This window comes from Streptomyces sp. NPDC036764, from assembly GCF_055609385.1.
In genome coordinates this window covers 299,017-322,144 of record NZ_JBVJPT010000009.1, presented here as the reverse complement: position 1 = coordinate 322,144, position 23,128 = coordinate 299,017, and the positions used below count along the sequence as shown (strand labels likewise).

Genomic DNA, 23,128 nt, shown 5'->3' with positions numbered 1-23,128 from the left:
GGTCGTGCTCACGCGGCTTCGCGGCCGGGCAGGAGCATGCCGTCGTCGCTCTTACGGAGGGCTCCCGTGGCCGTGAGGGCCTTGATCTCGCGGGAGACGGTGCCCTTGTTGATTCCGGTCCGGTCAGTGATGTCCCGCGCGGTCCGGGCGCCGCCCTGGACGGCCCGCAGGACCCGATCCCGATTTGTCTCCGCCCCGGCCGGCGCGGCAGATGCCGTGGCGGTCGGCTCCTTGACCAGCCGGAGCGTGCTCGCGGCCGGCCGGGAGGAAGCGCGGTGCCAGACGGGCCGTGAGGGGAGGGCGATGACGTCTGCGGGAGAGAAGGCGCGGGTGTTGATCGGGTGGGGCTTGGCCTTGGGCCCGGAGCGCAGCATGGCTACGCCGGGCATGGGCAGTTCGTGCGCGTGCCAGCCCTTCTCGGTGGCGTCCTCGCCGAAGACCACGCGGGACTCACTTGAGGTGGACAGTGCGAGCGCGGCCCGGTAGGTGATCTGGCCGCTGATCTGCGGGTCGATGCCGCCCTTGGCGTCCATGGTCGGCTTCTGTGTGGCCCAGATCAGGATGATCTCGGCCGCGCGTGCCATGCGGGCGAGCGTGCCCAGGTTCTCCATGATCTGCGACCAGTCCGGATCACCTGACTCGCCGTCGCTGCCCCTGGCCCGCTTCTTGCGGCCCATGGTGATGACTTCGGCTCCCTCGTCCACGAACACCGTGATCCGGGGGCGCTCTTCGGAGATCTCGATCGTGTCCCGGCCGCGCGGGACCAGAGCGAGCCGCTCGTGCATCTCAGCGACCAGTTCGTCGGTGACGTCCAGGACCTCATCGATCGTGATCGCGGTGCGTGCGCGGTGTTCCCAGTTGATCGCCTCAACTCGCTTGGGGTCGATGACCACCAGGCGGTGATCCGGAGCCTCGGACGCCTCAGCGAGCAGAGCGCGGGTCGACCAGCTCTTGCCCGAGCCGGACGTGCCCGCGATCAGCATCCGGCGTCCGAGCGGGACCATGACCGGCTCGCCCGTGATCGTGTCGACGCCCCACGGGTCGCCCGGCTTCCAGCCGCTCAGGTCGATGCCATCGGCCGCGCTGCGGGTCCGCAGCGTGATCGTGGCGCGGTCACCGTGGCTGCCGGACGTGATCTCCACACGCAGGTCCGTGCGCGCGCCGAGCAGGGCTCGGATCTCATCCGACTTGGCGCGGAACGTCTTCGGCGTCCACCGGCCGTCCAGGCGCACGTGCGAGACCAGCCCGGCAGGTGTCAGCTTTGCGGGCGTGGGCACGGTGCCCGACAGTCCGCGCGCATCGGCGTTGGGCACCCAGAACGACGGATCGAGCCGGGAGGCAAGGCGCTGCTCCTCTGCGCTCATCCCGTCATCGAGCCGCACCGACGGCTGACGTCGACCAAGCCACAGACCGGCGACGTTCAGACCGATCAGCCCGGCGGACACAGTCGCCGGCCACACCGTGAGCGCGTGCGTGGCCTCCGACATCAGCCACGACGCCAGACCGCCCGGCACCGCATGAACGGCGTGGGCCTTGACCGCCACGCTCGTGAGCGTCGACGGGTAGTTGTGCCGAGCAATCTTCAGCCCGGCACCGGTTGCCTTGACGTCGGCCCGAGTCGCCTTAAGAGCGGCGCGCGCCGCACGACGCTCCTTCGAGAGCAGACCGCTGGAAGATGCGCGCGCCTTCTCCCGCAGGCTCTTGGCGACCCGAAGGTTCGACGTGGCCGCGTTGTGGACCCGCTGCGCCTTCAGCAGCGCCGTCAGGTTCTCCGGAGTCCGCAGCAGTGTCCGGCGCTCTGCCTCACGGTCCCAACGGACCGCGAGCGGCGCGCACATCGGCGCGAGGGCGTCCAACGCGGTGTTGGTCGTGTCGGTGGTGGTCGACCATGCTTTCTTCCAGTCCACGAAAGGGTCCCTTCAAGACCGTGGATGAGGGCCGGTGCGCCGTCGCGTGGCGTCACCGGCCCGTCCGATATGGGGTAGTTGGCACTGTCGGTTGCATCGACAGTGCTGGTTGAGGCCCCGCAACCGCGTCTGACCTGCGGAGTTGCGGAGTTGCGCCGTTCCGGGGAGGGGGGCCCTACGCGCACGCGCGCGTTGGGCGGTGGAAAACGCGGTCACGTAGCGTCTCCACGGGGGCGTGTGCGGCCGTTCACGGGCCCTGAGGTCTTCCACCCCGCGCGAGGGGGTCCGGGCGCTCTACGGGCCGCCTACGGCTCCCGCCTTCTCGGGGCGGTCAATTGCCCTTCGGGCGGGTGAGTTTGAGGGTGATGCCGCCGACGCCGATGGGTCCGGCGGTCTGTGCGATGACGGTGACCGTGTGGGCGGCTGCATCGAGCAGCGCGCACAGCGCGGCGACTAGCCCCCAGCAGCCCATCGTGGCGGCCCCTGCGATGACGAGCGGGACCAGGTAGTGACGCAGCGGCTGGCCACTCGGGTCGGTGGTGTGGACGACGATGACGATGGGCTGTCCGGTGGCTTCTGCGCGGCGGTAGGCGTCGGCGGGGATGTGCGGGGCGATGATCCCCGGCGGGTCGCGGTGGGACATCAGCCCTCCTTCGCGGGCACGGAGCTGTCGGGGAATGCGCAGGTGGAGCACATGCCGAGCGAGGGCGGGATGACGTATCCCGCGTCCCGCCGGCACTTGGGGCACATGCGGCGGGCGGCGTTGGCCTTGGCCAGGGCCGCCCACCGGGCCGGCGTCATCGGACGCACAGGCTTTGCCCGCTCGATGAGGTAGAGGTAGGCGACCAGCGGCCCCCGGCGCCGCCGGGGCCGTTCGAGCTGCGCCGCCACGCCCTGGCCCCCGGGCCGCAGGCCCCGGGCGCGGAGTTGGCGGTAGGTGGCGTAGCCGTCCGGGGCGAGCCGCCACCGGTAGACCGGCAGCCCAGCCATCACGCGACCTGGAGGCCGCGTTCGGCGCGCAGGGTGTCCCGCAGGGTGCGGGCGTTCGCCGGGGAGGTGCGAACCTCACGCCGGATGCCCTCTGCGGTCAGGCTGGTGTCTGGCCAATCGGCCGTCACCTTGCGGGCCTCGATCAGCAGTTCGTCCGGTGTGCGCTTGACGCGCGGGGTGCGGGCGACGTCGGGCACGCGGCCCGTGGCCCGACGCGGACGGGTCGACTCGGCAGCCACCGCACGCGTCTCGATCGGCACGACCGGAGTCGGCTCGATCGAGGGGAGCGGCTTCGCCGGGATGGTCGACTTGATGAAGCCGACGGCCACCGGTCGGGGCAGCACCGTGACGTTCGGCGTGATCGGCTCTCGGGTCGATACCGCGAGGTCAGACCTAGACCGATTCATCTCGCTATCGACCGATTCCTCCGCATTATCGATCGGGGCGGCGATCGGGGCGGGGCGGTGGTGCAGCACCTTCGCCACAAGGTCCGAGCCGAAGTAGATCGACCCGACCGGCAACGAGGTAGCGAGCAGCACGAGCGCCCAGTTCGCTGGATCCCAGTCAGCCAGTCGACCCCAGTCGACCGAGCGGCCGTGCAGCTCCGGCACCAGACCGTGCACGTAGTTCAGCACGAGCGAGGCGATCGTGTAGGCGGCCAGCACCCGCAGCGCGAACGTGCGGTCCCGCCCGGCGAGCACGAGCGTCGCGATCAGAGCCAGGGCCATCAGGCCATCGACCACGAACGGGTACAGCGTCGCGGCCGTGTCGTCCGCACCGATCGCGCCCGCGATATCCCGCAGCGCGTTCCAGGACACCCGAAACGCCATCCCGACCACGACGACCAGCGCGAACACCAGCGCGGCGCGGCCCTTGCGGTGCAGGCTCATGCCACACCGCCCGTCCGCCCACCAGAGCCGTTCACCTGGTCCCGGTGCGCGGCGAGCACGCGCCGACGGGCCCGACGGATGCGCCGCTCGTCCAGCATGGTCGGCGTGCGGTCGATGGTGATGATCTGCGCGTCGAGCAACTCCATCTCTGCGCGGATGAGGGGCATCTCCGCGTCGATGGCGTCCAGCTCCGCGTCCGTGGGTTCGATCCAGTCGGCGAACGCGGTGACAGCGTCCGAAACCGTGAGAATGTGGTCCATGGGTCGTGTTCTCCCTGGTAGGTGACAACGGCCCGAACAGCACCCCCGGAGGCCCTAATCTCCGGGGGTGCGCGCCGTTGAGGGGAAGGAGCCGCACACAGCAGGTGCGGCGCGGCCACAGAGCAGCGGCCGGAGTGCCCCGGGCGGGATTCGATCCCGCGCCCTTCACGGCTGACTGCCGGGGCTGGGTGGGTCAGTGCGCGGTGGCGCGGCAATCAGGCGGGATCGTCCGCCCGGGGGCCCTCGCTTCGTTCAGTTGCCGTGGATGCCGTCTTCGCCGTGCAACTTGGCGGCGTCCTCCCAGAACTTCCGGTTCATCTCGGCATCTGCTTCCTCGTTGGCCCTCTTCCGCCGGTACACGCGGATCTCCTCGGCCTCCCCGGACGCCTCGGCCTTCCTCTGCCACATCCAGTCCATGTGCGTGCCTCCTTGATCTGCTTGTTGATGAGTTGGTGGTGCGTGCCCTCGCCCGCGTTTGCGGCGTAGGCCCGGGATCGGCCCGGCGAGGGCTGGAAGAGCGGGTCAGAAGTTCTGGCGAATGCCGCTCTTGTTGCCGCCCTCGTGCACCGTGACGTTGTCGCCAGTGATCACGACGGTGTTGTTCTGGGAGGCGTGGTGCTCGTTGGTGACCGTGCCGTTGACCTCGCCCTGAATGAGCGTGCCGGTCACGTCGCCGCTGATGTTGCTGTTGCCGTGCTGAGCCATGAAGGGCACTCCTTGAGTGGGGGATGGGTGGGGCCGTCGGGTCTGGCGACTCCCCTTGCCGCAGGTCGTGCGGGGTCCTGCGGCGCGGGCAGTCGTCAGCGCTGGACGACGTCCTTGCCCATGTCGCGGTGCGAGACGGTCACGCTGTGCCCGGCAGCGGTGAGCCGCTCAGCGAGGGCACGGGCGAACGTCGGGGCACGATGCCGGCCGCCGGCACACCCATCGGCCACGGTCACCGTTCCGGCACTCGGGCCGGACGCGAACGCGGCAACCGCGGTGACGGTGGCCTCCACCAGGGCCGTGATGCCGGGCGTGTTCAGCACGGCCGTACGGACGGGCTCGTCGTCGGCGGTCATGTAGCGCAGCTCCGGGGCGACGTGCGGGTCGCGGAAGTGGTGTCGCAGGTCGATGGTCAGGTGAGCGGCCGGCGGGGCGTCGTGCAGGTAGCCGAACGAAACGATCTCGACGGAAGCAGACATGCAGGACTCCTAAGAGGCGAAGGGATGTTCCGGCTCCCCTCCGCTGCTCGTACGAGACGAGCAGCGGAGGCAACCGGCAGCAGCGAGCTGCGGTGGATGAGTGGTCTCTTTCGGGGACGCGGCTGCCGGATCAAGGAACAGCTCGCTAGGGCCCCGTTGTAGGCAGAGACCTGACCTTTCGGTCTGCCATCCGGACTGCCAAGGGATCGCCTGCCGCGAGGCAGACGACTGTCCGGTGCCCTCCCCCCGTCCAATGCGGGGCTCCTGGTCATGCGTTTGTGCAGGTGAAACAGGCGAAGAAGGGCTCCCCCCAGCTTGCTTAGGGGGGGTTGCCATCTCGCTTGTTAGAGACCATAGGCAACCGGAAAGCTGCGCGCAACCCCCTCTCGCGGTACAGTCTGGTAGCCCCCCTAGGCAATGGATGGAGAGTCGTGCACACAGACATGGAGCAGGTCTCCGGGATCACCGAGCCGGTTGACCGTGCCAAGGCCGCGATTGACCTGATGGCGACCTATCAGGGGTGGGTGCTGGAGCTGTCCCGTATCCGCCGCGAGGCCATCGAAGAGGCGCAGGCGTCAGGCATGACGCAAGCGGAGATCGCCGCGAAGTTGGGTGTGAGCCGAGGGCGAGTCGGGCAACTCGCGTCCGCTGGGCCACCCCCGGAAAGGGCGTTCTTCGGTACGGACCTGGTCACTGTCTCCCTGGGCGGAAAGACCGAGGCGGGCAAAGCTCCCGACGAGAACCCGAGTGCGGTCGTGGTGAGGGAAGACCTCGACAACTTCGAGCATCTGCGCAAGCTCCTCGGCGGCATGAAGCTTGAGGCTCAGTACGAAGTGATCCCGCCGACCGGCATCGTCAACCTCAACCGTGAGAACCACGTGGTCATCTGCGGCCCTCGGTTGTCGCCAATCGTTGCCCAGGTGCTAGAGGGGGACGACAACCTGCGGTTTAACAAAGACCGTGCCTGGCACCTGCTGGACCAGAGGACTGGCGATGAGTTCCGGTCTCCGCTGGACGAGGACGGATCAGCCGGCGACTTTGGCTACCTCGGGCGCCTCCCGCGTCTGGACGGGCGCGGGACGTTCTTGTACATCGCCGGTATCCATGCCATAGGCGCCAACGGGGTCGTGCACTACTTGGAGCACAACCTGGCAGAGCTATACAGGGAGGTTCGCACGCGGCGCTTCTCGACGCTGATCTCGTGCCGCTACGACCCCGAGACGCTGGAAGTGCTGGAGAGCCGCCGCGTCACCCCGCTGTACCGACATGAGGGCTGATCATGCGCGTCTGCTTTGAAACGCAAGGTGGGGGAGCCAACCCGAATGAAGATTGGGTGGCTGGAAGTCCCACACTCGCCGTGGTGCTGGATGGGCTCAGTACGGCTGGACTGTCCACAGGATGCCGCCATGGCGTCCCGTGGTACGTCGCCAACCTCGGAGGGCATCTCCTAGCCGCCCTGGCAGACCTTGACCGGCCCCTTTCGGACGGCTTCGCCGATGCTGTCGAACGTGTAGCGGCGCTGCATCCAAGCTGCGACCTCAGCAACCCTGGGACACCATCGGCCACGGTTGCGATCCTGCGGCACAAGTACGGGGTTCTTGATCACCTAGTACTGGCCGATTCGCCGATCGTCTTCAGCGGCCCCGAGGACTACACCGTGATCAGTGACCTTCGCGTGGACGATGTGTTGCCTGACCTGCGGGCTGAGGTTGAGAGTCACCAGACTCACACCCCTGGACACAGGGAAGCGCTACAGCGACTCGTACTTGCTCAGCGGCAGGTACGGAACACGCCAGAGGGGTACTGGGTGGCCGCTGCCTGTCCCGAGGCGGCACAGCACGCCCTGACCGGCACTACACCGCTCAGAGATGTGCAGTCGGCTGCCGTCATGTCGGACGGCGTGTCGAGGCTGGTCACGGAATACGGGACAGCGACCTGGTCTGATGTCTTCGCCACACTCCAGGCCAGAGGGCCGCGCAAGCTGATTGAGGCGGTGCGGGAGGTTGAGGCCACGGACCCCACGGGACTGCGGTGGCCGCGCTACAAGTCTGGGGACGATGCAACTGTGGCTTACTGCCAGTGGTGAACACGGGAGCGCGTCACCCTGGCAAGCGCGGCCCGAGGGCTCTCGGATCGCATGTTGTGCCAGGTCATGCCCCCATCGCCGGGCCGTCTGTGGGCCGTCCGAGGGTGGCCTACGACGACAAACAACGACAGGCAACGACGGGTACCGGGCATGGGGCACGTCACTGCATCCCTGGTCAGAGCCCTCCGCCATACGCGTTTTCCCCAAGGGGTCGCGGTACGGCAAGATGGGGTGTATCTGCCCACTGCCAGATTTCAAGCTGCCGGACGGTTTCTCTTGGCTGAGTACATCTACACCATGCGCAAGACGCGCAAGGCAATCGGCGACAAGGTCATCCTTGACGACGTCTCGCTGAACTTCCTGCCTGGCGCGAAGATCGGTGTGGTCGGCCCGAACGGTGCCGGTAAGTCGACCATTCTGAAGATCATGGCGGGGCTGGAGCAGCCGTCGAACGGCGACGCCTTCCTGTCGCCCGGCTACACCGTGGGCATCCTGCTCCAGGAGCCGCCGCTCAGCGAGGACAAGACCGTCCTGGAGAACGTGCAGGAGGGCGTCGCCGAGGTCAAGGGCAAGCTCGACCGGTTCAACGAGATCGCCGAGCTGATGGCGACCGACTACTCCGACGCGCTGCTCGACGAGATGGGCAAGCTCCAGGAGGAGCTCGACCACGCCAACGCCTGGGACCTCGACGCCCAGCTCGAGCAGGCCATGGACGCGCTCGGGTGCCCGCCCGGCGACTGGGCCGTCACCAACCTCTCCGGTGGTGAGAGGCGGCGCGTCGCGCTGTGCAAGCTGCTGCTCGAAGCCCCTGACCTGCTGCTTCTCGACGAGCCCACCAACCACCTCGACGCCGAGTCGGTGAACTGGCTGGAGCAGCACCTCGCCAAGTACGACGGCACCATCGTCGCCGTGACCCACGACCGGTACTTCCTGGACAACGTCGCCGGCTGGATCTGCGAGGTCGACCGCGGCCGGCTGCACGGCTACGAGGGCAACTACTCCAAGTACCTGGAGACCAAGCAGACCCGTCTCAAGGTCGAGGGCCAGAAGGACGCCAAGCGCGCCAAGCGGCTCAAGGAAGAGCTGGAGTGGGTGCGGTCGAACGCCAAGGGGCGCCAGGCCAAGTCCAAGGCCCGCCTCGCCCGGTACGAGGAGATGGCCGCCGAGGCCGACAAGATGCGGAAGCTGGACTTCGAGGAGATCCAGATCCCGCCGGGCCCGCGGCTCGGCAGCATCGTCGTCGAGGTCACCAACCTCACCAAGGGCTTCGGCGACAAGGTTCTCATCGACGACCTCTCCTTCACCCTGCCGCGCAACGGCATCGTCGGTGTCATCGGCCCGAACGGCGCCGGCAAGACCACGCTCTTCAAGATGATCCAGGGGCTGGAGACGCCCGACTCCGGGAACATCAAGGTCGGCGAGACCGTCAAGATCTCGTACGTCGACCAGAGCCGCGAGAACATCGACCCGAAGAAGACGCTGTGGGCCGTCGTCAGCGATGAGCTCGACTACATCAACGTCGGTCAGGTCGAGATGCCCAGCCGGGCCTACGTCTCCGCCTTCGGGTTCAAGGGCCCGGACCAGCAGAAGCCGGCCGGCGTCCTCTCCGGCGGTGAGCGCAACCGCCTCAACCTCGCGCTCACCCTCAAGCAGGGCGGCAACCTGCTGCTCCTCGACGAGCCGACGAACGACCTCGACGTCGAGACCCTGTCCTCGCTGGAGAACGCGCTGCTGGAGTTCCCGGGCGCGGCCGTGGTCGTCTCCCACGACCGGTGGTTCCTGGACCGCGTCGCCACCCACATCCTCGCCTACGAGGGTGACTCCAAGTGGTTCTGGTTCGAGGGCAACTTCGAGTCGTACGAGAAGAACAAGATCGAGCGGCTCGGCCCGGACGCCGCCCGTCCGCACCGCGCCACCTACAAGAAGCTGACCCGGGGCTGATCGATCTTGCGCCACATCTACCGCTGCCCCCTGCGCTGGTCCGACATGGACGCGTACGGACACGTCAACAACGCGGTCTTCGTCCGCTACCTGGAGGAAGCCCGTATCGACTTCCTGTTCCGTCCGGAGAAGGACTTCCGGCAGGGGTCGGTGGTGGCGCGCCACGAGATCGACTACAAGCGGCAGCTCGTCCACCGGCACCACCCGGTGGACATAGAGCTGTGGATCACCGAGATCAGGGCCGCGTCCTTCACCATCACCTGTGAGGTGAAGGACGACGACGTCGTCTATGTCCGGGCCTCGACGGTGGTCGTACCGTTCGACTTCGAGGCGGAGCGGCCGCGCCGGATCACCGCGGAGGAGAAGGAGTTCCTCCGCGAGTACATGGACGACGCGCCCGACGGCACCCAAGAGGAGGAGGCCGTCGCCGCATGACGGTCCTCCACCTCGCCGATGAGGGGGAGGCGGCGGATCTCGCGGCCTTCCTCTCCCGGCTGCTCCACTACGACCGCGGCGCCGCCGTGCGCCTCCAGGCGGCCGGCACCGCGCTCGCCGTCTTCGGGCGCCCGCCGTCCTTCGAGGTGCTGGCGATCCGCGCGGTGCGGCTCGCGAAGCCGTACGAGAACGGACTCGACGTCACGCTGGACGTGACCGTCTCCGCGGGTGAGCTGCTGGAGTCCGTCGACGAGTCGGCGGCGACCGCCGTGGTGCCGGATGCCGTGACCGGGCCGCCGTGGGCCGGGGTGCTCCCGCCGCGCGGCGGATGGCGGCCGGTGCCGGGACTGCCCGCGCCCGATGCCCTGCGGGCGATGATCGGTGCGGGTGTCGCGGAATTCCGCTCGCGTACGCAGGAGCTGGCGGACGAGCGGCGTACCCGGGCCGAACTCGACCGGATCGGGCGGGAGATCTGGTCCCGCGCCGTCGGGGACACCCATCTGCCGGTGCGGGCCGTGCACGCGGCGCAGTCACTGGGATTCCTGCGCGCCACCGGGGAGTTGGCACTGCTCTCGTCCGGCGCGTGGCTACGGCTGCGCACGCCGTACGGGTCGATCGCGGTACGGCGTGCGGGACTCGGCGCCCTGGACGTCAGCGTCCGCTGACCGTCGGCTCAGCCGGCCGTGTTCACCATCGACGCCGCCGCGTACGTCAGGTAGCTCCACAGCGTCCGCTCGTGCTCCTCGGAGAGGCCGAGCTCGTCGACGGCGACCCGCATGTGCTTCAGCCACGCGTCGTGTGCCGCCCGGTCGACGGTGAAGGGGGCGTGGCGCATACGGAGGCGGGGGTGGCCGCGGTTCTCGCTGTACGTCGTCGGGCCGCCCCAGTACTGGATCAGGAAGAGGGTCAGGCGCTCCTCGGCGGGGCCCAGGTCCTCCTCGGGGTACATGGGCTTCAGCAGCGGGTCCTCGGCGACACCCTCGTAGAAACGGTGGACGAGGCGGCGGAAGGTCTCCTCCCCGCCGACCTGCTCGTAGAAGGTCTGCTCCTGAAGCGTGCCGCGCCGAATCTCATTCACGTCATCCATGGTCTCAGACGCGGCGACCGAGGACTCCAGGCTTAGGACCAGTTCCGGATCGTCCGGTCGGGCGCTCGCCTCGCACCGCCTCCCGCAGGACAGTGGACGTATGAGCGCGCACGCTCTCGACAGCGACCTGGAGGACCTCGCCGCCTCGGCGCGGGCCGCACTGGTGCGGGAGATCGAGGCGAGCGGGGCGTGGGCCGGCGACCCCGTGTGGCGGGAGGTCTTCGCCGCCGTTCCGCGGCATCTGTTCGTGCCCTACTACTACATCGGCGCCCCCGGCGGCTACGAGCGGCGCTGGGGTCAGAACCCGGACCCCGCCGCCCGCGAGCGCTGGGTGCGCGGCGCCTACGCCGACACCCCGCTGGCCACGAAGCTGCGCGACGGCGAGCTGGTCTCCTCCAGCAGCCAGCCGTCCCTGATGGCGATGATGCTGGTCGCACTGGGGTTGGCGGACGGCGACAGGGTCCTGGAGATCGGCGCGGGCACCGGCTACAACGCCGCTCTGCTCGCCCGCCGGCTCGGCGACGACGACCTCGTCACCACGATCGACCTGGAGCCGGACCTCACCGAGTCCGCGCGACGGCATCTGGCGGCCGCCGGGTACCACCCCGAGGTCGTCACCGGCGACGGCGCGCGCGGTGTACCCGGCCGCGCCCCCTTCGACCGCATCATCGCGACCTGCGGCCTGCCGTCGATCCCCCGTGCCTGGCTCGCCCAGTGCCGCCCGGGCGGCCGGATCCTGACCCCGCTCGCCACCGGCCTGGTCACCCTCGACGTACGGGACGCCGAGCACGCCGAAGGCCGCTTTCTGCACACTCCCGCCTACTTCGTGCCGCTGCGCGGCGGCAGCCGGAGCGAACCGGAGCTCCCGCACGTGGCCGGGCTGCCGCGCCGGGCCAGGGAGCACGAGCTGTTCCGCTTCCTGCTCGCCCTCACCCGCGGCAGCCTCGATCCGCAGGAGGCGTACACGCTGTGGGAGCACGAGGGGCAGCCGCAGCGGGAGCGGTACGGAATCACGGTGCGCGGCGAGCACGAATGGGCCTGGCTGGACGACCCCGAGGGCCCGTACGCCTGGTCGCTGCCCGCCTGAGACGCCGGAAGGGGTCGGCCGTACGGGGCTTGCATCGCCGTACGACCGACCCCTCCCGGGTCTGAAGTGCTAGCCGCGCCGGATCGTGATCGTCGTCCAGGCGCCCACGTGCACCCGGTCGCCGTCCTGGAGCGGCACCGGCACGAAGGGCTGGATGGGCTCCTCGGAGCCGTTCACCGTCGTGCCGTTCGTCGAGTTCTGGTCGACGACCGCCCAGGTGCCGTCCGGCTGCTGGACCAGGACCGCGTGCTGGTGCGAGACGCCCGGGTCCTCCGGCGGCACCGACAGGTCGATGTCGGGGGATTCGCCGGTGGAGTGGCGGCGGCGGCCGATGGTGACCTGGTTGCCGGTGAGCGTGCGCTGCTGCTCGGGCGAGTACGCGGGCAGGTTCAGGCCGGCGGCCTCGGGGCCGGAGCGCTGCATCATCGCCATGAAGTAGTCACGGTCCGGACCGATGGTCGCCAGCCAGGTCACCGGACCGGCGTGCTGCTGCGGGTAGCCGGGGCCGGGCGGCGGCGGGGCCTGGTTCGCGCCGGGCTGCGGATAGCCGTAGCCGCCCTGCGGGGGAGCGCCGGGGGCACCCGGGCCGCCGGGGCCGGACGACGGCGGGGAGATCACCCAGTCGTCGTCACCGCCGCCGAAGGACGGGCCGCCCTGCTGCGGACGGTTCGGGTCCTGCCCGAACCCGGGCGGGGCCGGCGGAGCGGAGGGACCGGGGCCGGCCGGGTGGAACGCCTGCGGAGCACCGCCGGTCGCGCCGGGGCCGCCGGGCGGGGTCGGGCCGGGCGGAGGCGGAACCGGCCGCGAGGGGTCGCCGCCGAAGGCGGAAGGAGCGTTCATCCCGGGACCACCGGGACCACCGGGACCCGGGCCGCCAGGAGCTCCGTGACCCCCGGGGCCACCAGGAGCTCCCTGGCCGCCGGGGCCACCATGGCCCTGACCCGGGAAACCGGGGCCACCCGGACCACCGGGACCTGCACCGAAGGCACCGGGACCGCCCGGACCGCCGGGCCCTCCGGGAGCACCCGGGCCCCCCGGAGCGTGCGGGTCCGCGCCGAACGGAGGGATCGGTTCTGCCGGCCGGTTCACCTGGGACGGGCGCGAGCCCTGGTACTCGTAAGAGTCACCGCCGCCGAACGACGGCGGGGGACCCGACTGCTGCTGGAAGTGGGACGGCAGACCGGGGCCGCCGGGCGCCGGCGGGCGCGGGGCCGCGGGCGTGTACGACGTCGCCGTGTTGGTCAGGAAGTTCCACCGGCACTCCTCGCAGAACGGCGCACCGCCCTCACGGGGCGTACGGCACTGCGGGCAGAGCTCCGGCTCCCGGGCACCGGGCATGGGCGGCGGGCCGCCCTGCTGACCGATGTTCGGGCCACCGGACGGGCCACCGGGTCCAGGACCGCCGGGCGGCGGGAAGCCGTAGCCTCCGGCGGGCGGGGGCGGCGGAGGGGGCGGAGGTACGGCACCGGCCATGCGGTGACCGCAGACCTCGCACCAGTCGTCGGAACCCGACTGGTGTCCGTTCGGGCAGGTCGGCATGTCGGCGCTTCCCCCTCTCTTTTCCGGTCGCTCTCGACCGGATTTCTCCGACCCCGGGGGGTCAGGCTCGTTCTTTTCCGGGTCCTGCTACGTCACTTCTTTACACGAACAGTCTTTGTGGACCGTGTCTCGAGAGTCATCTCGTCGGCCTCCGCGACCTTCGCCTTCAGTCGCACAGTACCCGCCGCGGCGTCGACCACGTCCACCACCTTCGCAAGGAGTTTCGCGGTATCCGCATTTCCGGAGGCGCTGGCGAGCTGAACGGCGCGGCCCAGTTTGGCCGTTGCTCCATCCATATCGCCCGCTTTGCGAAGATCGAGCCCTTGTTGAATGGCTTGTGCCAGTTCCGCCTGGCCGGTGTAGTGGGCGACCTGTGGGTTGATCGACGTCGAGGCCACCATGTCGTCGGTCCACACGGCCCGTACGAGACCCTGGGCGCCCAGGTTGTGCGCCGTCCCGTCGGGTTGCGGGACGACCAGCGAGACCCGGGCGGCGAGCATCTCCTGGCCCAGGTCGGCGGCCGGGACCTCGACACAGACGTGGTAGTCACGGGACTCGTCGCCCCAGGAGCCGGTGGGGTAGTCCCCGGCGCGCGGTCCGGCCTCGGTGCGGCGGTCGGTCAACTCCTCAACCGTGGGCGCGACCTGCTTGACGAACTTGATGGTCGTGCCGACCGGCGTCCACAGCCGCAGGGCGACGTCCGCGACCTCCTTGCCCATCGCCGTCTCCATCATCTGCGTGAAGTCGGCGGCGAGACCGGCCGGATCGGCGACGATGTCGGCGCTGCCGAGCAGCGCCGAGGCGATTGCTGTGACTTCTTTCACTTCCCAGTCCGTGCCCACGCCACGGGCGTCACAGGTGAAGCGTCCGGCACAGGCGTCGAGCGCCGCTTTGAGGTCCTCGGGCGACTCGTGTTCGTTGCGGCCGTCGGTGAGCAGGATGCCGTGCCGGATGGCGACGTCGTCCGAGGACAGCAGCCGGTCGGCGAGACGCAGCCAGGTGCCGATCGCCGTGCCGCCGCCCGCGCTGAGCCGGCGCAGCGCCTGCTTGGCCTGGTCGCGGGTGGTGGCGTCGGCCACGGCGAGGCGTCCGCCGCCCGGATACACCTCCTTGGCCACGTGCGTGCCGCCGATCACGGCGAAGTGCACGCCGTCGCGCAGGGTGTCGATCGCGGCGGCCGTGGCGTCGCGCGCGTTGCGCATCTTGGTCGGCGGGTAGTCCATCGACCCCGAGCAGTCCACCATGATCGCCACGGCCGCGGCCGGGCCCTGCCCCGGTGCGTAGAGGTGGGGCGCGGCGACCGCGCTGCCGACCGTGCCGCCGCCGGTCGCGGTCACCGTGACGATCGCGCTGACGTCCCGGCCGCCCTCCGGCAGGTACTCGTTCTGGTACACGTCCACCGAGAACTGCGGCACGTTTGATTTCGAGAAATTGGCCATACGTTCTCAAATCCCCCTAAAGAACCCCGTGGTGGGGCCATGGCTGCCGACGGACCGGTCCCCTCCGGTCCGATGAGGCCGTCCCCGCAGCAGGCCTCAGGCCGATCCTGCCCCCATCGGAGGTGCCGGGAACGGCACCACGGCCACTGTTACGTTGTCGTGGCCCCCGCCGTCGAGCGCGTGACCGACGAGCACCTGGGCGCTGTGCAGGGGGCGCACGGCGGCGTCGAGGGGCACGACGTCGGCCATGTCCTCGGCCGCCTCCGCGTAGTTCCACAGGCCGTCCGTGCACACCACCACCACACCCGGGCGGTCCGGCTTGAAGGAAGCGGTGTGCGGCTCCAGTTCGTAGGCGTCCGCGCCGAGCCAGCCGGTGATCGCGTGGGCGCGCTCGTCGGCGTACGCCTCGGCCTCGTTCATCAGCCCCGCGGCGACCATCTGCGCCGCCCAGGAGTCGTCCTCGGTGAGCCGGGCCGGGGGAGTGCCGCGGTCCACCGGGACCCAGTAGGCGCGGCTGTCGCCGACCCAGCCGACGATCAGCAGCTCGGGCGTCACCACGGAGCCGACGAACGTGCAGGCGGGCGCGTTCTGGTGGGGGGCCTGCTCGCGGGCCGTGGCGGGCTCGGCGGCCAGGGCGTTGACCGCGTTCGAGGCGGCGACGATCGCGTCGTGCATGGCCTGCTGCGGGTGGGTGCCGCGCGGCAGGGCGGTCAGCAGCGACTCGCTCGCGGCCCGCGACGCGGCCATCGAGGCGTCGTCCGGGCGGGTCGCCGAGGACACGCCGTCGCAGACGATCGCGACGACCGCGGGCCGGCCGTCGGGCAGCGCGGTGCGGCCGACGGCGAAAGCGTCCTCGTTGCGGTGGTGGCGCAGACCCCGGTCGCTGACGGCGGCGACGGGGCCCGCGTCCTGCTCCATGTGGTCGCGCTCGCGCGGCTGCGCGTGCCCGCAGTTCTCGCAGTACCCGTCGTGGTCGACGCGGCCCGCACGGCATGCCACGCACACCTCGGTGCCCTCCGGCGGGGTCGGCAGGTCGGCCGCGACCCGCGGGTCGGGCGCCTGCAAGGGGTAGTCGTCGGGCTCCGGCGGACGGTCGAACCGCACGCCGGAGGCCGGGGACCCGGGCGAGCCGGTCGGAGCGGGAGCTGCGGCGGGGGCACCTGCCTGCACCGGAGGCGGAAACGGGCCCGGGTGGCCCTGCGGCATCTCGGGAGGGCTCGCCGGCGGCGGCACCGGTCCGGGCGGGGGCGGTGCCTGCGGGGGTGCGGGAGTGCCCGGGGGCAGCGCGGGGCCGCCGGGGTCCGTGCCGGTCGGGCCGGCCGGCAGATGCGCGGGCGCCGGGACGGCGGGGCCGTCAGCGGCGGGGGCCACAGGCCAGTCCGCGCCCGGCGCACCCGGGGCGGGGGGCGGCGCCGAGCCGTTCAGGGCGATGGTGGGGTGGTCGTCCGGCCGTACGGGCACGGCGGACAGGTCGTATCCACACGCACCGCAGAAACGGTCACCCGACTCGAGCGGCCATTCGCAGCTCGGGCAGGCGGACAACTGGGGCATCTGCGACATCAACTACACCCACGTCCGGGGGCGGTAACGGTTGGCACGTTCCACCAGGTCGATCCTCTCCTCGCCGCCCCGCGCGAGACGGGCCAGCATGCGGTACGAACGCTCCAGGCCGAAACGCAGTCCCCGCTCGTCCAGGCCGCTGCCGAGCAGCGTCCGTCCTCCGGCGGCGGGAAGGGCGGAACCCTGGCCCCCGGAGAGTATCCAGTCCAGCGCGCAGCCGAGGACTTCCGTCGACAACTGCTCCCGGCGCGCCGGGTCGAGACCGTACGCGTCCAGCGCCTCGACCTGCCCCGCCGCTGCGGTCAGGTCGTCCAGGAACGGTACGTCGGCGGCGAGAGCCGTGCGTTGACGCAGCCGGGCGCGCACGGCGGCCACGCGTGCGGCCGTGTAGTGGATGGAGCTCTCCGGAACCGACTCGAGGCTCTGCACGGCGCTGCGGCGGTCGCCGGTCGCGAGCTGGACGCGGGCGAGCCCGAAGGCGGCGCTGACATAGCTGGGGTCGGTGGCCCACACCAGGCGGTAGTACTCGGCGGCGTTGTCGAGCTGGCCCAGCACCTCCGCGCACAGGCCGAGGGCCAGCTTGGGGGCGGACTCGCCGGGGAACGCGTCGTAGATCGCGTCGAAGGCCAGCGCCGCGCCCTCGTGGTCGCCGGTGACGAGCGCGGCCACACCGCGGTACCAGACCACCCGCCAGTCGTCGGGCCGCTCGTCCTCCAGCTTCAGCAATGTCTCGTGCGCGGTGCCGGTGTCGCCGTTCTCCAGCCAGGCCCGCACCTGCCTGAGCCGGGTCTCGGTCGACGGCGCCGGTGCGGCCGCGAGGACGCCGAGCAGCTCGGCGGCGGCGGTGGTCATCAGACCCGCGAGGAAACCGGCGTTGGGGTCGGAGGGGTCGACCCGCGGGACCGGCAGGGCGAGGGCCGCGAGGGGGGCGTTGACGGTCTTGACGATGCCGGGGGAGCCGGAAGCGGCCAGGGCGTTCGCTGCCACGCCGTCCGGCCGGCCGTTGCCCGTCTCCGCGACGGGCGAGCCGGCCGCGAGCTGCCTGCCGGCGGCCACGCGTGCCCCGAGCCGCGACACGTCCCCGTCCAGCTTCGGGAACAACTCCGTGTCCGTCACCCGCACTTCGGGCCCGAACAGCGTCGACAGCGACGGCCTGGCGCGCCCCGTCTGCAAGGACACGACCTCGCGCAGCACGCCCGTGAGCTGCTCCGTCATCTCCTGCGCGGAGGCGAATCGACGGGCCGGGTCGGGGTCGGTGGCGCGGACCAGGAGGCGGTAGAAGGACTCGTACCTGCGGAAGACCTCGATGTGGTCGGGGTCGGGCAGCGAGTCGACGTAGACGTTCGTGTAGCCCTGGAAGTCGAAGGACAGCACGGCCAGGGTGCGCGCGACCGTGTACAGGTCGGAGGCGACCGACGGGCCCACGTCCGCGACCTCCGGCGCCTGGTAGCCCACCGTGCCGTAGATGGCCGACTCGTCGTCGTCCATCCTGCGCACCGCGCCCATGTCGATCAGCTTGAGCTGGTCCTCGGTCTGGATGGCGTTGTCGACCTTGAAGTCGCAGTACAGCAGGTTGCGGTTGTGCAGATGGCCGAGCGCCTCCAGGGCCTCGATGCCGTACGCGCACGCCTGCTCGACGGGCAGCGGATCGCGCCGGCCCGTCTCCGTACGGCGGGCGTTCGCGATCTCCTTCAGGGACTTGCCGCCGACGTACTCCATGACGATGTAGCCGTCGAGGGAGCCGGTGCGCTGGTCGAGGTGCTCGACGAAGTTGTAGATCCGCACGATGTTGGCGTGCTCGATCTCCGCGAGGAAGCGCCGCTCGGAGATCGCCGCCGCCATCGCGTCCTGGTCGCCGGTGTCCAGCAGGCCCTTGAGCACCACCCAGCGGTCGGAGACCGCGCGGTCCACGGCGAGATAGATCCAGCCGAGGCCGCCGTGCGCCAGACAGCCCACGACCTCGTACTGGCCGTGCACGATGTCGCCCGCCTTCAGCTTCGGCACGAACGAGTACGGGTGCCCGCACTTCGTGCAGAAGCCCTCGGTGCGGCCCGGGCGCTCCCCGCGGGCCCGGCCGACGGGCGCGCCGCAGTCCGAACGCGAGCAGAACCGCTTGCGCTCGGGCACCTCCGGGTTCTCCAGCACCATCGCGCGCGGATCGGGCCGCGGCACGTCCGGGACCTGGACCAGACCGACGCCGAGCCGGCCGCGCCCGCTGGAGCCGGCGCTCGAACCGGAGCTGCGTACCGACACCGAGCGGCCCGTGGACCGGCCCGACAGCGAGCGCGACAGCCGTCCCGACACCGAGCGCCGGGACTTCGACGACTGGGACGACGTACGGGAGCTGCCGCGGCCGGTGGAGCGGGAGCTGCCGCTGCCCGCCGAGCCGCGCGCCCCCTTGCCGCCGGTCATCCCGGTGGGCGGCGAGCCGACCATGCCGGACCCCGACACGACCGGGGCCAGGCCGCAGGTGTCGCAGTACAGCTCGCCGCCGCCGACGTCCTCGTACGTCCCGTCGCAGTCCGGTCGCTGACAGGTGCGCTGTGCCTGACTCACGACGACTCCCCCCTGTCTCTCATGATCCCCCGCGATCCTCCGGCCCGCGCGGCCCCGGCACCCGGCCGCCGCCGAGCAGGTCGGCCGCCGCATGCTGGTAGCGCAGCACCGCCTGCTCGGCGACCCGCAGGTCGCAGGGCGCGCTCCACAGCATCCGTCGGGCCGCGTCGTAGCGCTCGATGAGGAACGGATCCTCCGCGAGGCCGTGCCGGGCGACCTTCGCCTTGTACGCGTCGAGGCGGCCGCGCAGCTCGGCGCGTACCGCGAGCGGCGCGGTGACCGCGGTCAACGACTCGCGGGCGCGCAGCAGTTCGTCCTCAGCCTTCTGCTCCAAAGACTCAAGGAGCGGGGACAGGCGGTGCCACTGGGCGTGTCTGCGGTACTCGGCGGCCGTCGCGAGCTGCTCCTGGAGCACGGTCGGCGGGCCGCTGACGACCGGCACCTCCGTGGCGGCGATCTTCGCCAGCACCTCGCCGCGCGCGGTGCGCGCCTCCGCGAGCGTACGGTCCGCGCGGGACAGCACGTCCCGCAGCCTGACCAGCCGCTGCTCGGCATCCTGACGGACCGTCAGTACCGCGTCGATCTCCCGGCGTACGTCCTCCAGGGCGCGCGCCTCGCGGTCGTAGACCGTGGTGTCCGGCCTGCCGCCGCCCGGCGCCGAACTCCCCTGCGCCCGGACCCAGTACGCGAGCGGGTCGGACACCACCTGCGCACGCAGGTTGGTGAGCGTGCGCGTGATGCGCTCCAGGTCGTCGCCCGCCGGGTGCTCGCCGGGGCGCACCCCCACGGAGTGGGCGAGCTGCCGGGTGCGCTGGAGCTCCGCGGCCAGTAAATCGATACGGGCCGGCAGCGCCGACCACACCGCGTCCGCGGTGACCACCATGTCCAGCGAGGTCGCGTACAGCTCGTTCATCCGGTCCACCAGCGTGACCAGGGAGAACTGTTCGCTGAGCTTGCTGGCGGAACCCTGGAGCGTCGGGGCGGCCGCGGTCGCCGTCGCCGAACCCGCGACGGTCACCGAGTCGCCGCGCAGCAGCTCCGTCAGCTCCACCAGGTCGTCCCGGCTGGACCAGCGGCGGCGGGAGCGGATCTCGCGGGCGGAGCGCAACGCGTCGGTGTAGGCGTCGAAGTACGCCCACAGCAGCGTGATCGACGCCTCGGCGGCCGTCCAGCGCTCCTTGGTGACGCCGGTGAGTTCGGCGCCTTCGAGAAGTCTGCGGCCCGCGTGGTCCTGAAGGGCGAGCAGCGAGGTCTCGATGGCCTCGTGCTCCGCGCCGAGCCGCGCCAGCGCACGGTCCACCTCGTCCCGGTCCATAACCGGCCCGGCGGGGTCCGTGACGCCCATCGATCACCTCTCGCTGCGTTGTGTTCCGTCAGTCGTCCGTCAGTTGACGGCCGGCTACTTGTAGTCGGCCTCGGGAGGAGTCGCCGACGCCGACTTCTTGTCGCCCTGATCCATGGTCGGGTGGAGCCACTTCTCGTACGACGCCTCCCAGCCACCGTCCTTGACGTAGTTCTCCAGGGTCCGGTTGACCTGGCGTACCAGATCGTCCGAGCCCAGTTTCATCGCCACGCCGTAGTACTCGTCCGTGAACAGGCTGCCCTTGAGTTCCACGGTCGGATCCTGCGCCGCCTGACTCGCCGCCAGCGCGCCGTCCGTCACGACCGCGTCGACGTCTCCGAGCTGCAACTTCACCAGGCAGTCGAGCTGGTTGGGGACGGTGGTGCCGATGTCGGTGGAGGCCGGAAGGTCGCCGTTCTTCCTGCCCGCTTCGAGGTTGTCGTACGCGGTGGAGCCCTCCGCCGAGCACACCTTGCGGTCGGCCAGGGTCTTGTCGAACCCGGTGATCGTCGAGGTCTTGGGGGCCAGCACCTGCTGGCCGGTGACGAAGTACGGGGCGGAGAAGGCGACTTGCCCGATGCGGTCGCAGTTGATCGTCATGGTGCGTACCACCATGTCGACCTCGCCCTTCTGGATCGCCTCGATACGGCGGCTGGTCGGGATCGCCTTGAACTGCACGGCGTCACGGTCGCCGAGGATGTCCTCGGCGATCCGGTGGACCAGGTCGATGTCGAAGCCCTCCAGCTCGCCGGAGGGGTTGTTCGGGTCGAGGTAGCCCCAGCGGTAGCTGTTGGTGTCGACGCCGACGATCAGCCGTCGGTCCTTGCGGTCCTTGATCGCGTCGACGGTCGGGGACCCGCCGTCGCCGCCGGACGGCGACAGGGACTGGTTCTGCGGGTTCTCGCACTCCTCGGCCTTCACCTGGCTGCCGTGGGCGACGCTCCGGCCTACGCCGGACGCGTCCCCGGTGCCGCCCTGCTGGGACAGCGGCAGCAGCAGCGCGAAGGCCAGCGCCAGGGCGCAGACGACGGCCATCGCGCCCACCCCGCCCCAGCCGCGCACGCCGGCCCGCAGACGGCGCCATGCGCCGGCCGCGCCCCGGAGGTGGACCGGGGTGTCGCCCTTCGTCGTGCCGCGTGCGTTCATCGTCGTGCCCCCTCTCACCGGTACTCCGACAGCCTGCGGCCGATGCCGAGGACCGCGCCGGCCGCGCCCAGGACCGCGAGGACCGCGGCGCCGGTCGGCAGGCCGGTCAGCGAGTCACGGCCGTCGCCCGCGGCCTGCCTGAACTCGTTCTGCTCGTGGGTGAGCGCCGTCGCCAGGGCCTTGTCGACGTTGTCGAAACACACGCTCGTCGGGTCCTTCGCGGCGCCGATGACGCGGTCGCGGGCGGCCTGGTAGTTGCCCGAGTCGTTGTCGTCGCGGGCCAGGACGTGGCGGTCCTTCCAGACCTTCATGAAGCCGTTCGCGTCCTGCACGGGCTTCTTGCCCGCCGTGTCGTCGGCGAGGCCCTCAGCCCGGGTGAGTGCCTTGCCGAGCTCGTCGATCTCCTTGTCGTAGCCCCACTCGTAGGCGTCGACGACCGTGTCGTCGGCGAGTTTCCTGGTGTCCGCGCCGCGGCGGACCAGGGTGAGGTTCTCGTCGCTGCGGGCGGTGAGGGAGGCGATACGGGCCTCGTGCAGCACGTTCAGGGAGCGGACGCCGTGGTCGTAGGAGTCGTTGAGGCCCGCGCGTGCCACGACGTGTCCCACGGCGAGCCACAGCAGGACGACCGTGGAGGCGGCCGTGGCGGTGACCAGGCCGTGGTTCAGGATCCTGTTCGTGCGCTGGTAGTTGCGGCGTTGGGCCCAGACGAGGGCGGCCAGGGCGAGGACGCCCAGGCCGACGGCCGGCCACGGGAACGACTTCGCGTCCGCGTAGTCGTCGCGCAGGCGCTGGTTCTCCGTCTCGTGGAGCTTCTGGGCCGCCGGGAGCATCCGCTGCTGCATCATCTCGTTCGCGGCGCGCAGGTAGGCGCCGCCGACGGGGTAACCCTGGCGGTTGTTGGCCCGCGCGGTCTCGACCAGGCCCTTGTACTCCGGGAGCAGTCTGCTCAGTTCGGCGATCGTCTTCGCCGAGGTCGAGCCGGACTCGGAGTTGGCCGCCGCGGTGACGAGTTTGGCGGCGGCCGTGCGGATGTCGCGCTCGTAGCCCTCGCGCATGGCCGGCTTCTCCTGGAGGCCGGCGAGGTAGCCGCTGGCCGCCGCGGTGTTGGCGTCCGCCAGGGAGCGGTAGATGTCGGCCGCGTCGGAGGTGAGGGGCTGGCTTCGGTTGAGGACGTCGTCGGCCGCTGCCGCGCGCTCGGTCATCTGCCAGGCGGCGATGGCGCCGAAGGCGACGACCAGGAGGGCGAGGAGGGCGCCGATGATGCGCAGGCGGCCGGGTTCGGTGGTGGCGGCCGCGCGTAGTTGGTCGAAGCCCTCGGCGAAGGCGGTGCGGCGGGGTTCTGCGCCGGGTGTTGTGGGTGGGTGTGTGGCTGTGGTTGTGGGGGTGGGAGCGGGTGCGGGTGCGGGTGTGGCGGGTTCGTGCGGCTGTGGGGGGATGGACGGCATGGTGGGTGCGCCGTGGGCCGGGTCGTTTCCCGGTGGTGGTGCGCTGCTCTTCGGCGTCTGTGTCACTGTTGACCTCCCCCGTGGTCATCCGTCGCGGCAAGTATCGCTGCCGGGACTGACATCCGCACCGGCCTTCGCTGGATCTTGATCGGATCGCAGCGCGGGTGCCGGGCCCCGGCACCCCGAAACACGCCCCGCACCACCCCCTGCCCATGAATACGTCGTGGGAATCTG

The 23,128-nt window shown here is 70.8% G+C and carries 22 protein-coding genes; 6 read left to right on the top strand and 16 right to left on the bottom strand.

The features are described 5' to 3' along the window. Nucleotides 1-8 precede the first annotated feature (8 nt). The 8 genes from ACZ69Q_RS29960 to ACZ69Q_RS29925 form a co-directional block, all read right to left on the bottom strand. A complete protein-coding gene (locus ACZ69Q_RS29960; RefSeq protein WP_471047481.1) occupies nucleotides 9-1,907 on the bottom strand; it encodes a MarR family transcriptional regulator in 1,899 nt (632 codons plus the stop codon). Nucleotides 1,908-2,238: 331 nt separating this feature from the next. Beyond that, on the bottom strand, nucleotides 2,239-2,550 hold the full coding sequence (locus ACZ69Q_RS29955) for a hypothetical protein (RefSeq protein WP_471047478.1): 312 nt from the start codon (nucleotides 2,548-2,550) through the stop codon (nucleotides 2,239-2,241). Beyond that, entirely contained in the window at nucleotides 2,550-2,897 is a 348-nt protein-coding gene (locus tag ACZ69Q_RS29950) for an RRQRL motif-containing zinc-binding protein (RefSeq protein ID WP_471047475.1), read from the bottom strand. The genes ACZ69Q_RS29955 and ACZ69Q_RS29950 overlap by 1 nt, the downstream gene beginning before the upstream one ends. Further along, on the bottom strand, nucleotides 2,897-3,787 hold the full coding sequence (locus ACZ69Q_RS29945; protein WP_471047473.1) for a DUF2637 domain-containing protein: 891 nt from the start codon (nucleotides 3,785-3,787) through the stop codon (nucleotides 2,897-2,899). Before ACZ69Q_RS29945 ends, ACZ69Q_RS29950 begins: the two co-directional genes overlap by 1 nt. After that, nucleotides 3,784-4,047, bottom strand: coding sequence for a DUF6284 family protein (locus ACZ69Q_RS29940; RefSeq protein WP_471047471.1), 264 nt, complete (start codon nucleotides 4,045-4,047; stop codon nucleotides 3,784-3,786). The genes ACZ69Q_RS29945 and ACZ69Q_RS29940 overlap by 4 nt, the downstream gene beginning before the upstream one ends. A gap of 252 nt (nucleotides 4,048-4,299) precedes the next feature. Next, the gene (locus ACZ69Q_RS29935; RefSeq protein WP_471047468.1) at nucleotides 4,300-4,464 is read right to left on the bottom strand and encodes a hypothetical protein; all 165 of its coding nucleotides are present in this window, start codon (nucleotides 4,462-4,464) and stop codon (nucleotides 4,300-4,302) included. Between the two features lie 105 nt (nucleotides 4,465-4,569). Then, nucleotides 4,570-4,752 (bottom strand): hypothetical protein, encoded by a 183-nt coding sequence (locus ACZ69Q_RS29930; RefSeq protein WP_471047467.1) that lies wholly within the window; start codon nucleotides 4,750-4,752, stop codon nucleotides 4,570-4,572. Between the two features lie 95 nt (nucleotides 4,753-4,847). Then, the gene (locus ACZ69Q_RS29925; protein ID WP_471047464.1) at nucleotides 4,848-5,231 is read right to left on the bottom strand and encodes a RapZ C-terminal domain-containing protein; all 384 of its coding nucleotides are present in this window, start codon (nucleotides 5,229-5,231) and stop codon (nucleotides 4,848-4,850) included. 431 nt (nucleotides 5,232-5,662) lie between these two features. Here ACZ69Q_RS29925 and ACZ69Q_RS29920 point away from each other — a divergent pair, with 431 nt between their 5' ends. The 5 genes from ACZ69Q_RS29920 to ACZ69Q_RS29900 all read left to right on the top strand — a co-directional run bounded on the left by ACZ69Q_RS29920 (nucleotide 5,663) and on the right by ACZ69Q_RS29900 (nucleotide 10,358). After that, nucleotides 5,663-6,508, top strand: a complete 846-nt coding sequence (locus tag ACZ69Q_RS29920; RefSeq protein ID WP_471047461.1) for a sigma factor-like helix-turn-helix DNA-binding protein — start codon at nucleotides 5,663-5,665, stop codon at nucleotides 6,506-6,508. A gap of 83 nt (nucleotides 6,509-6,591) precedes the next feature. Further along, entirely contained in the window at nucleotides 6,592-7,317 is a 726-nt protein-coding gene (locus tag ACZ69Q_RS29915) for a hypothetical protein (protein WP_471047459.1), read from the top strand. A 276-nt stretch (nucleotides 7,318-7,593) separates the two neighbouring features. Beyond that, nucleotides 7,594-9,258 (top strand): energy-dependent translational throttle protein EttA, encoded by a 1,665-nt coding sequence (gene ettA / locus ACZ69Q_RS29910; RefSeq protein WP_471047457.1) that lies wholly within the window; start codon nucleotides 7,594-7,596, stop codon nucleotides 9,256-9,258. A 6-nt stretch (nucleotides 9,259-9,264) separates the two neighbouring features. After that, on the top strand, nucleotides 9,265-9,693 hold the full coding sequence (locus ACZ69Q_RS29905) for an acyl-CoA thioesterase (RefSeq protein WP_471047454.1): 429 nt from the start codon (nucleotides 9,265-9,267) through the stop codon (nucleotides 9,691-9,693). Further along, on the top strand, nucleotides 9,690-10,358 hold the full coding sequence (locus ACZ69Q_RS29900) for a DUF8185 domain-containing protein (protein WP_471047452.1): 669 nt from the start codon (nucleotides 9,690-9,692) through the stop codon (nucleotides 10,356-10,358). The genes ACZ69Q_RS29905 and ACZ69Q_RS29900 overlap by 4 nt, the downstream gene beginning before the upstream one ends. Nucleotides 10,359-10,366: 8 nt before the next feature. On the opposite strand, the gene ACZ69Q_RS29895 is transcribed toward ACZ69Q_RS29900, so the two are convergent. After that, complete coding sequence (locus tag ACZ69Q_RS29895) at nucleotides 10,367-10,780, bottom strand: globin (RefSeq protein WP_471047451.1); 414 nt, start codon at nucleotides 10,778-10,780, stop codon at nucleotides 10,367-10,369. A gap of 100 nt (nucleotides 10,781-10,880) precedes the next feature. On the opposite strand from ACZ69Q_RS29895, the gene ACZ69Q_RS29890 reads away from it, so the two are divergent. Next, nucleotides 10,881-11,867, top strand: a complete 987-nt coding sequence (locus ACZ69Q_RS29890) for a methyltransferase domain-containing protein (protein ID WP_471047448.1) — start codon at nucleotides 10,881-10,883, stop codon at nucleotides 11,865-11,867. A 69-nt stretch (nucleotides 11,868-11,936) separates the two neighbouring features. On the opposite strand, the gene ACZ69Q_RS29885 is transcribed toward ACZ69Q_RS29890, so the two are convergent. The 7 genes from ACZ69Q_RS29885 to ACZ69Q_RS29855 all read right to left on the bottom strand — a co-directional run bounded on the left by ACZ69Q_RS29885 (nucleotide 11,937) and on the right by ACZ69Q_RS29855 (nucleotide 22,960). Continuing rightward, entirely contained in the window at nucleotides 11,937-13,406 is a 1,470-nt protein-coding gene (locus ACZ69Q_RS29885; RefSeq protein WP_471047445.1) for an FHA domain-containing protein, read from the bottom strand. Nucleotides 13,407-13,498: 92 nt separating this feature from the next. Beyond that, nucleotides 13,499-14,845, bottom strand: a complete 1,347-nt coding sequence (locus ACZ69Q_RS29880) for a vWA domain-containing protein (RefSeq protein WP_471047443.1) — start codon at nucleotides 14,843-14,845, stop codon at nucleotides 13,499-13,501. Between the two features lie 96 nt (nucleotides 14,846-14,941). Further along, the gene (locus ACZ69Q_RS29875; RefSeq protein ID WP_471047440.1) at nucleotides 14,942-16,405 is read right to left on the bottom strand and encodes a PP2C family serine/threonine-protein phosphatase; all 1,464 of its coding nucleotides are present in this window, start codon (nucleotides 16,403-16,405) and stop codon (nucleotides 14,942-14,944) included. Nucleotides 16,406-16,408: 3 nt separating this feature from the next. Continuing rightward, nucleotides 16,409-18,961, bottom strand: a complete 2,553-nt coding sequence (locus ACZ69Q_RS29870; RefSeq protein WP_471047437.1) for a serine/threonine-protein kinase — start codon at nucleotides 18,959-18,961, stop codon at nucleotides 16,409-16,411. A 19-nt stretch (nucleotides 18,962-18,980) separates the two neighbouring features. Next, nucleotides 18,981-20,306: a hypothetical protein gene (locus ACZ69Q_RS29865; protein WP_471047436.1), complete on the bottom strand. Its 1,326-nt coding sequence runs from the start codon at nucleotides 20,304-20,306 to the stop codon at nucleotides 18,981-18,983. A 54-nt stretch (nucleotides 20,307-20,360) separates the two neighbouring features. After that, nucleotides 20,361-21,338, bottom strand: a complete 978-nt coding sequence (locus ACZ69Q_RS29860; RefSeq protein ID WP_471047572.1) for a glutamate ABC transporter substrate-binding protein — start codon at nucleotides 21,336-21,338, stop codon at nucleotides 20,361-20,363. Nucleotides 21,339-21,463: 125 nt separating this feature from the next. Further along, nucleotides 21,464-22,960, bottom strand: coding sequence for a hypothetical protein (locus tag ACZ69Q_RS29855; protein WP_471047434.1), 1,497 nt, complete (start codon nucleotides 22,958-22,960; stop codon nucleotides 21,464-21,466). Between the last annotated feature and the right edge of the window lie 168 nt (nucleotides 22,961-23,128).

Bases quoted from the DNA above. Each gene is read 5' to 3' on its own strand.
- ACZ69Q_RS29955 (WP_471047478.1), bottom strand. From the start codon at position 2,550: ATGTCCCACCGCGACCCGCCGGGGATCATCGCCCCGCACATCCCCGCC.
- ACZ69Q_RS29950 (WP_471047475.1), bottom strand. From the start codon at position 2,897: ATGGCTGGGCTGCCGGTCTACCGGTGGCGGCTCGCCCCGGACGGCTAC.
- ACZ69Q_RS29945 (WP_471047473.1), bottom strand. From the start codon at position 3,787: ATGAGCCTGCACCGCAAGGGCCGCGCCGCGCTGGTGTTCGCGCTGGTC.
- ACZ69Q_RS29940 (WP_471047471.1), bottom strand. From the start codon at position 4,047: ATGGACCACATTCTCACGGTTTCGGACGCTGTCACCGCGTTCGCCGAC.
- ACZ69Q_RS29935 (WP_471047468.1), bottom strand. From the start codon at position 4,464: ATGGACTGGATGTGGCAGAGGAAGGCCGAGGCGTCCGGGGAGGCCGAG.
- ACZ69Q_RS29930 (WP_471047467.1), bottom strand. From the start codon at position 4,752: ATGGCTCAGCACGGCAACAGCAACATCAGCGGCGACGTGACCGGCACG.
- ACZ69Q_RS29925 (WP_471047464.1), bottom strand. From the start codon at position 5,231: ATGTCTGCTTCCGTCGAGATCGTTTCGTTCGGCTACCTGCACGACGCC.
- ACZ69Q_RS29900 (WP_471047452.1), top strand. From the start codon at position 9,690: ATGACGGTCCTCCACCTCGCCGATGAGGGGGAGGCGGCGGATCTCGCG.
- ACZ69Q_RS29895 (WP_471047451.1), bottom strand. From the start codon at position 10,780: ATGGATGACGTGAATGAGATTCGGCGCGGCACGCTTCAGGAGCAGACC.
- ACZ69Q_RS29890 (WP_471047448.1), top strand. From the start codon at position 10,881: ATGAGCGCGCACGCTCTCGACAGCGACCTGGAGGACCTCGCCGCCTCG.
- ACZ69Q_RS29885 (WP_471047445.1), bottom strand. From the start codon at position 13,406: ATGCCGACCTGCCCGAACGGACACCAGTCGGGTTCCGACGACTGGTGC.
- ACZ69Q_RS29880 (WP_471047443.1), bottom strand. From the start codon at position 14,845: ATGGCCAATTTCTCGAAATCAAACGTGCCGCAGTTCTCGGTGGACGTG.
- ACZ69Q_RS29875 (WP_471047440.1), bottom strand. From the start codon at position 16,405: ATGTCGCAGATGCCCCAGTTGTCCGCCTGCCCGAGCTGCGAATGGCCG.
- ACZ69Q_RS29865 (WP_471047436.1), bottom strand. From the start codon at position 20,306: ATGGGCGTCACGGACCCCGCCGGGCCGGTTATGGACCGGGACGAGGTG.
- ACZ69Q_RS29860 (WP_471047572.1), bottom strand. From the start codon at position 21,338: ATGGCCGTCGTCTGCGCCCTGGCGCTGGCCTTCGCGCTGCTGCTGCCG.